This window comes from Facklamia sp. P13064, assembly GCF_050409425.1.
In the GTDB taxonomy this organism is placed as follows: Bacteria; Bacillota; Bacilli; order Lactobacillales; family Aerococcaceae; genus Facklamia.
In genome coordinates, this window is record NZ_JBNUPM010000008.1 from 81,867 (window position 1) to 89,782 (window position 7,916).

The window sequence follows — 7,916 nt, forward strand, 5'->3', positions numbered from 1 at the left end:
TTAAAGTCCCACTACTTGACCCGATGGCTGTCTCACCAGTATTAGCCAGTGCGCCAATTACTGCACCTTCACCACCGATACACGTTAGAATAAATGGTCATCCTAAAGGTCATCTTATTGCATAAATTAATGGTTCACCCATTCCAAAAATACCTACTGGTAAGCCACCCTTTATCATTGAGATCAATTACTTGTTCTGACGATCTTTAACTCTTAAAAAGCTTCTGTTATGTATGAAAATGAGAAGCTGACTGAGTACAATCTTCTACTTAATTTAGACTTTGGTCTTCCTAAGGATCGTGAAGCGTCTTTAATCAGTTTGTTCTTTCGCTTTAAAAGACAATCATCTCTTCCAAGTTAAAGTTTTATTTCTTGACGGCACAAAGCTGTATGCGCCGGTGCTGATAAGTATTCCTTGCGCTTATGCTCAACCTAAGATTGTTGTTGAGAGAGTATTCGATCGCAAGAAGGGTGTAATTCTAGTATGCGAACAGCTTGGAGGAGAAAAAAGACAATAAATAACCTGGGTCTCTTCTTAATGGCTATAAAACTCACCCAATCAGTTCATTATTTACGAACTTCCCACCCCTTTAATGCTTGCTGGTCACTATTTTTATTCTTTAAACCACAAAAACAGTGGCGAATCTCATATTTGATGATTCGCCACTGTTTTTAAGGCTTTTGGTCCAGCCTCTTAATTGTTTAATAAATTATAATAACAATTTTTAATGATAAGAACCTTGGTGCCATAAGGACACTTGCCCTTGCCGTAAAGATTGTTGAACATCAATAATCCTTTGATTACTACTTCCTCTAAATTGCAAACTGAGGTCTTTTTTGTCATTATCAAAGCGACCGTCGACAAGCACATCCACTAATGACAAGAGTTCTAGTTTATCAGAGGAATCTTTTAATAGCTCTTCCCAATAATAACCCGACCAAGACCAAATGTCTTTACGGTCTCCATAAATAGATCGCACTTTTTTGACTAAGGGAATTAGAATTGGTGTAGAAAGAAAGGGTTCGCCACCCAATAAGGTTAAACCTTGAACATAATCATGGGCTAAATCTTCAATAATCTGATTTTCAAGTTCTTTAGTATAAGGCACACCATAATTGAAGTTTTGGACCCGACGATTAAAACAACCCTTACAATTAAAGAGGCAGCCGCTGACATAAAGACTATTACGTACTCCTTCCCCATCCACAAAATTAAAAGGTTTATAGTCTGCTATCTTTCCTAAACAATAATCTTGGGCTAGCCATTCTTTTGGTTTAGGATTTTTGAAATTTTCAATCACTGGTCACACATTCTTTCGGTTAAATGTTTTTGACGGGATTGAATCTCCTTATGACGTCCTTTGACCATCGGTCTTATATTCGGATTACCGAGGTAACCACAGGTTCTCTTCACTACATCACAAGTTTCAGGATTACGATTGTCACATTGCGGACAAGCAAAACCTTTTTCTGTAGGATTAAATTCTCCTTGGAAGCCACATTCATAGCAATGATCGATAGGGGTGTTGGTCCCTAAATACCCAATTTTGTCATAGGCATAATCCCAAACTGCTTCTAAGGCCTTAGGATTTTGACGTAAATTGGGATATTCACAATAATGAATAAAACCTCCTGAAGTATATGGAGCATAGTCCTTTTCGAAATCAATTTTTTCAAAAGGATTTGGACTTTTACGCACATCATAATGAAAAGAATTAGTGTAATAATCCTTGTCTGTCAAATCCTTAATAGCACCAAATTTAGCTCGATCTAAACGGCAGAAGCGATCCGTCAAGGACTCACTCGGAGTCGAATAAACAGAGAAATGATAATCGTATTGCTGAGCTAATTGATCGGCCTTCTTTTTAAGTTCTTGGATTACTTTCAATGAAAAAGTTTTAGCCGCGTCATTCTGCTCCCAATTAGAACCAAAGAAATAAGCCGTAATCTCATACAGACCAATATAACCTAAAGATATGGTGGCGCGCTTATTTTTAAATAATTGGTCAACATTCTCATCAGCTTTCAGATAATGACCAAAAGCTCCTTCACGGTATAGAATTGGAGCATTCTCCGTCTTAGCTTGTTTGACTCGCTCTGCTCGATACACAAGAGCTCGACCGACAACTTCCAGGCGATCATGCAACAATTCCCAAAAATTATCGAAGGAATGATCCGACTCCATAGCGATACGGGGAAGATTTAAGGTGACTACCCCTAAATTCATTCGTCCACTATTTACTTCTTTTCCTTTTTCATCTTGCCAACCTTGAAGAAATGATCGGCATCCCATTGGCACTTTAAAGCTTCCAGTTAGTTCCTTGATCTTATCATACATTAGAACATCTGGATACATCCGATTACAAGCGCACTTGAGGGCTAATTGTTTAATGTCATAATTGGGATCTTTCATTAAAAGATTAGTTCCCTTGCGTAAGCTGAAAACTAATTTAGGAAAAATAGCTGTACGGTGTTCTTTACCTAAACCATTCAAACGAATTTTCAATATAGCTTTTTGAATTTCGCGTGCATACCAAGATGTTCCTAAACCAAATCCAAGTGTAGTAAATGGTGTTTGACCATTTGATGAATAAAGTGTATTGATTTCATACTCCAAACTCTGCATGGCATCATATATATCTTTTTGCGTTTTATTCTTAGCAAAATTCTCAGCCTGTTGAGGATCATCCGTCAATTCTTTAGCTAAGCTAAGATTCTTCTTAAAATTTAAATCCGCATAAGGAGCCAGCACCTCATCAATTCGATCAATCGAGCATCCCCCGTATTGACAAGAAGAAACATTGGCAATAATTTGAGCAATTTGTGCTGTAGCTGTATTGATAGATCGCGGACTTTCCACTTCTGCATTCCCTATATGAAAACCGTGCTTCAGCATAGTCTCAATATCAATCAAGCAGCAATTAGTCATTGGACTATAGGGCGAATAATCTAGATCATGAAAATGTATGTTCCCCTTCAAATGTCCATTAGCTACTTGCTCGGGCAGCATATTCAAGCCAATGGCTTTGGCCGTAACCCCACAGGTAAGGTCTCTCAAGGTGTTAAAAACACGACTATCCTTATTGGCATTTTCATTGACTAAAGTCGGATCGCGTTTAATCAGTTGATCCATACGGTCCTGTAACCGCATCTGCGATTGATAGTCTGCTAATTTAGTTTCAGCAAAAGCGACATATTTATTTGCGGCTGTTTCCAATCCTCGCTTGTTTAATTGCTCAATAACCGATTGCTTGATGTCAGAACTGTTCATCAAGTGAACAACTTGTCTTTCTATTTCATTACATATACCTTCAATTAAAACATGGTCTTTGGTATCTAACGCTTTTTTTAGTGAGGCTTTTAGTTTCCCCCTAATAAACTTTTCAATACTGCCGTCTCTTTTATTTATTTTAATTCTAACTTTACTCGATTGTTCTTGTTTTAATGTTGCAGTTTGAACCATTGTCTTATCGTCACTCCTTTATAAATACTGGTAATCTTCGTCCTCCATTGCTTCTACTCGGCCCATTAAATAACCGGAACCTACTTGAGAGAAAAAATCATGATTAGTTGTTTCTGTCGACAGACCGTTATAGACTATTGGATTAATATCTTGCGCACTCGCTCCATCAAATACTGCTTCAAAGCCTAGATTTTGTAATGCCTTATTGGCATTATATTTAACAAAGCAATCTACTTCTTCTACCCAACCAATCTCTGTATATACCTCCTGAGTATATTGGGTTTCATTCATATAGAGATCAAACACTAAATTATAGGCCCATTCTTTAAGTTGAGCTTGTTCTTGATCACTTAATTCTTGATAACCTAATTGAAATTTGTAGCCTAGATAGGTTCCATGAACCGACTCATCACGAATAATTAGCTTGATAATTTCAGCCACATTGGCTAGTTTATTATTTCCTAAATAGTACAAAGGGGTATAAAAACCACTATAAAAGAGAAAGGATTCTAGAAAAACACTGGCTATTTTTTTCTTGAGGCCGTTAATTATTTGTTCTTTACTCTCTTTTCCAGAAGGTAAAAGATAAACATCTTCAATTACTTTAGCCTTGTACTGCAAGGAGGGATGATTATTCCCCCACTCGAAGATTTCATCAATGGTAGCTGAATCGTTTAAAGAAATAAAAATAGTCGAATAAGATTTGGCATGGACTGATTCCATAAATAAAATATTATTCAGCACTGCCTCTTCGTGAGGGGAGCGAATATCATTTCGCATGACATTTGCGCCTTCTTCTGATTGCAAAGTATCTAAAAGAGTCAATCCCACAAAAGCTTTATTGACCACATCTTTTTCAACCTCAGTCAGTGAACGCCAATCTTTCAAATCGTTTGAAACTGGAATACGCGTATCTAGCCAGAACTGAGAAGTTAATTTTTCCCAAGTCATTTTATCTACTATGTCTTCAATACGATTCCAATCAATAGCTTGATAATGTAAATAATTGGTCATAATTTCCTCCTAAATCATACATGACTCACATTGATTAGCTCCAACAATCTCACCATCCAGACTATGTGTTCGGACATAGTAAAGTGACTTAATCCCTTTAGAGAAGGCATAGTGACGTAAAATATTCAAATCACGTGTAGTCATTTGATTAAGCCCTGCTTTTTTCCACTCATAAAGACCTGCTGGAATCTCTGATAGCATAAATAAAGTCAAAGACATTCCCTGGTCAATATGCTTTTGAGCGGCGGCATAAACATCTATAATTTTTCTTTGATCCATCTCGTAAGCTGTTTGATAATAGGGCAGCGTTTCATTTGAAAGTCCTGGAGCTGGATAATAAATGGCCCCATTTTTCTGTTCTTGCCTTAATTCCATTCGATGAGTAATCGGGTGTAAGGAAGCAGAAGTTTCATTAAGGTAAGAGATTGACCCATTCGGTGCAACAGCTAAACGATTACGATGATAAAGACCATCTACTTTAACCTTAGCTGCTAGATCTTGCCAATCTTTAGGAGTGGGTAATTTTACAGCTTTGAAAAGTTCAGCCGCTGCCATTTCTTCAAATTTAAAAGCTTCCTCAATATAAGGAGCAAAATAAGACCCGTCTGCATATTTTGATTGCTCAAACTTGTGGAATGTCTGCCCTTTTTCTTTTGCTAATTTATTAGATGCAAGCAAGCTATAGTAGTTGAGAGCCATAAAATACGCTTCAATAATTTCGATAGATGCTTTAGACCCATAAGTGATTTTATTTTTTGCTAAGAGAGTGTGAAAGCCCATCGCTCCTAAGCCAATAGTATGATAAAGATCATTACCATTTTGAACCGTTGGCACTTCGGCAATTTTAGTTTTATCAGAAACGGTGGTTAAAGCTCGCACAGCCACTTCTACTGACTTACCAAAATCAGGACTGGTCAACATTTTTTCCATGTTAGTGGAAGCTAAGTTACAGGAAATATCGCTACCTAATCTTTGATAAGATAAATCATCGTTTAAGAGTGAAGGTTCTTGAACTTGAAAAATCTCTGAACAGAGGTTGGACATAATGATTTTTCCATGGACTGGATTCGCTCGATTAACTGTATCGATATTAATGATGTAGGGATAGCCGGATTCTTGCTGTAATTTAGAAATTTCTGTTTCTAACTCACGCGCTTGAATTTTCTTTTTACGGATTCTTGGATTATCTACTAAAGCTTGATAATTCTCACTTATATCAAAGTATGAAAAAGGGAGACCGTACTCTTTTTCGATGTCATAAGGGCTAAAAAGATACATTGGTTGATTGTTTTTTACCAACTCATAAAATTTATCAGGCACTACAATTCCTAGAGAGAGAGTTTTGACACGGATTTTTTCATCGGCATTTTCTTTTTTACACGATAAGAAAGCTAAGATATCTGGATGGAAAACATTTAGGTAAACTACACCTGCCCCATTCCTCTGCCCTAACTGATTGGAATAAGAAAACGAGTCTTCTAACAATTTCATGACAGGAACGACACCTGAAGAAGCATTTTCAATCGCTTTAATAGGGTCGCCCGCTGCTCGAATATTAGACAAATTAACGCCAACTCCGCCTCCTTTTCTTGAAAGTTGCAAAGCTGAGTTAATGGCTCGACCAATCGACAGCATGGAATCATCAACATCTAACAAGAAGCATGACACCATTTCACCTCGACGCTTTTTACCTGCATTTAAGAAAGTAGGTGTAGCGGGTTGATAGCGTTGCGAAATTAATTCTTCAGCAATAGCCATAGCCAATTGTCGGTCTCCATCTGCTAAATACAAGGCATTCATAGCCACTCGATCTATGAACCCTTCCAGATATTGACGACCATCATTTGATTTTAAAGCATATTGATTGAAAAATTTGTAAGCAGCCATAAAAGATTTAAAGTTAAAATTCTTAGCTTGTAAGAAGTCATATAGTTTCTTGATAAAAGCATAAGGATCTTTATCATTTACATCAGCTTCTAAATATTTATTGATGAGGTCTTCTTCTAAGTAATCATTCTCCAATAAATAATTTAAGCGATCCTCTAAAGACGCAAACTTTGGACTATTGGCTTCAATTTCTTCTTGGTAATAAGCTTCCAATGCCTTTTGATCTTTATAAAGAGGAATAGCTCCATCTTCCGGTATATTCAATTGATTATTCCATTGGAAATAGCTTTTTTTCTTTAATGATTGTCTCTCAGTCATTCAGCATTACCTCCTTAATATATGAAACATCTGACTCGTTTCCTTGGAATTCAAACTTATGAATTAAAGGAATTTGATAGTCACGACTAATGTCTTTAGCAGTAAAACAAAATAATTGGGCGAAATTCAAATTACCACCACCTACTACTCCGCGACAATTTTGTCGATTAACTTCATTTTCAAAAAAATCATCCACTAAGTCTCTTACCACTTCTTGATAAGTGGGAACAATCAATAAATAGGGCTGATTGACTATCATGTCACATGTAAGATCGTCCAATTCTAATTGGTAATCAGCTGATAGTTTTTCAACAAAACGACGGGTTTGACCTGTTAAGCTAATAAAGACAATCGCTAACATTGACTGAGTAGCCTCTCAATTACATCCGGTTGGAAACCAACAACAGGAGCTGATTGCCCGATGAGAACAACTGGCAAACTCTGACAATTGAGTTCTCTTACTTCTTCTAAGTAACTTTCGTCTTCGACATTTTTTTCTAAATAGTTAAGACCTTTGCTATCTAAATATCTTTTTAAGAAAACGCACTGTCCGCAACCCGTTTTACTATATAATGTGATTTTTTCCATAAAATGCTCCTCCTCGACAAAAAACGGCTTTCCCTTCCCAGGAAAGCCGATGGTAAAATCAAAAGAAAGCAAAGCATAGGTGTACCTATACTCACTACTAAAGAATATTTCCAAAGATCACTAAACCCTGAGAAGTGATAAGTGTAATAAATAACCTGGCGATCTGACTTATGAGCGAGCTCAAATACAGTAGCATAGGGACTGTGTAGGATTCTAACCTGCTTCCCCAGAATTATTTACATTTTGTCTATATATTGTGTCTTAAAGTTAGATTAACACAAGATGTTGGGTTAGACAAGAGCAATTATCGAAATAATACAAATCAATTAAAAGCAAAAATAATAGCCTAGTTAATCACAATTAAACTGTGATTAACTAGGCTAGTTTAGTTTCCTGGCGGGAACGTGTGAGAATCGAACTCACCCAAGACGCTCTTAACGCCTCATACTGGTTTTGAAGACCAGAGGGCACACCAGAACCCATCCGCTCCCAATTAAAATCTTTAAAGAAGACTCTTATAATATTAACAATATTTAAAGGAAAACGCAAGTGCTTTTATGAGTCTATTAAGAAACATTCTTTAAGCAAAAGGGGGCTGTATCATAAGTCCATTTTTGCTATAACCTTTAAAATAAGACCCGAGATA

The 7,916-nt window shown here is 36.7% G+C and carries 6 protein-coding genes, 1 tRNA gene and 1 riboswitch; all 7 genes read right to left on the reverse strand.

What is annotated here, in order from left to right; all coding sequences use genetic code 11:
• Window positions 1-725 precede the first annotated feature (725 nt).
• Window positions 726-1,298, reverse strand: a complete 573-nt coding sequence (nrdG, locus tag ACQV2S_RS04905) for an anaerobic ribonucleoside-triphosphate reductase activating protein (protein ID WP_428873008.1) — start codon at window positions 1,296-1,298, stop codon at window positions 726-728.
• Window positions 1,298-3,463: an anaerobic ribonucleoside-triphosphate reductase gene (gene nrdD / locus ACQV2S_RS04910; protein WP_428874627.1), complete on the reverse strand. Its 2,166-nt coding sequence runs from the start codon at window positions 3,461-3,463 to the stop codon at window positions 1,298-1,300. Before nrdD ends, nrdG begins: the two co-directional genes overlap by 1 nt.
• An 18-nt stretch (window positions 3,464-3,481) precedes the next feature.
• On the reverse strand, window positions 3,482-4,477 hold the full coding sequence (gene nrdF / locus ACQV2S_RS04915) for a class 1b ribonucleoside-diphosphate reductase subunit beta (protein WP_428872803.1): 996 nt from the start codon (window positions 4,475-4,477) through the stop codon (window positions 3,482-3,484).
• A 9-nt stretch (window positions 4,478-4,486) separates the two neighbouring features.
• Window positions 4,487-6,682 carry a class 1b ribonucleoside-diphosphate reductase subunit alpha gene (gene nrdE / locus ACQV2S_RS04920; RefSeq protein ID WP_428872802.1) on the reverse strand — a complete coding sequence of 732 codons (2,196 nt, stop codon included), beginning with the start codon at window positions 6,680-6,682 and terminating at the stop codon, window positions 4,487-4,489.
• On the reverse strand, window positions 6,675-7,043 hold the full coding sequence (gene nrdI, locus ACQV2S_RS04925; protein ID WP_428872801.1) for a class Ib ribonucleoside-diphosphate reductase assembly flavoprotein NrdI: 369 nt from the start codon (window positions 7,041-7,043) through the stop codon (window positions 6,675-6,677). Before nrdI ends, nrdE begins: the two co-directional genes overlap by 8 nt.
• Window positions 7,037-7,270: a glutaredoxin family protein gene (locus ACQV2S_RS04930; protein ID WP_428872800.1), complete on the reverse strand. Its 234-nt coding sequence runs from the start codon at window positions 7,268-7,270 to the stop codon at window positions 7,037-7,039. The genes nrdI and ACQV2S_RS04930 overlap by 7 nt, the downstream gene beginning before the upstream one ends.
• A 148-nt stretch (window positions 7,271-7,418) precedes the next feature.
• Window positions 7,419-7,514, reverse strand: a riboswitch (adenosylcobalamin-variant (AdoCbl-variant) riboswitch).
• A gap of 150 nt (window positions 7,515-7,664) precedes the next feature.
• Window positions 7,665-7,761, reverse strand: a tRNA-Sec gene (locus ACQV2S_RS04935).
• Window positions 7,762-7,916 lie beyond the last annotated feature (155 nt).

Coding starts and splice junctions, on each gene's coding strand:
- nrdD (WP_428874627.1), bottom strand. CDS start 3,463: ATGGTTCAAACTGCAACATTAAAACAAGAACAATCGAGTAAAGTTAGA.
- nrdF (WP_428872803.1), bottom strand. CDS start 4,477: ATGACCAATTATTTACATTATCAAGCTATTGATTGGAATCGTATTGAA.
- nrdE (WP_428872802.1), bottom strand. CDS start 6,682: ATGACTGAGAGACAATCATTAAAGAAAAAAAGCTATTTCCAATGGAAT.
- nrdI (WP_428872801.1), bottom strand. CDS start 7,043: ATGTTAGCGATTGTCTTTATTAGCTTAACAGGTCAAACCCGTCGTTTT.
- ACQV2S_RS04930 (WP_428872800.1), bottom strand. CDS start 7,270: ATGGAAAAAATCACATTATATAGTAAAACGGGTTGCGGACAGTGCGTT.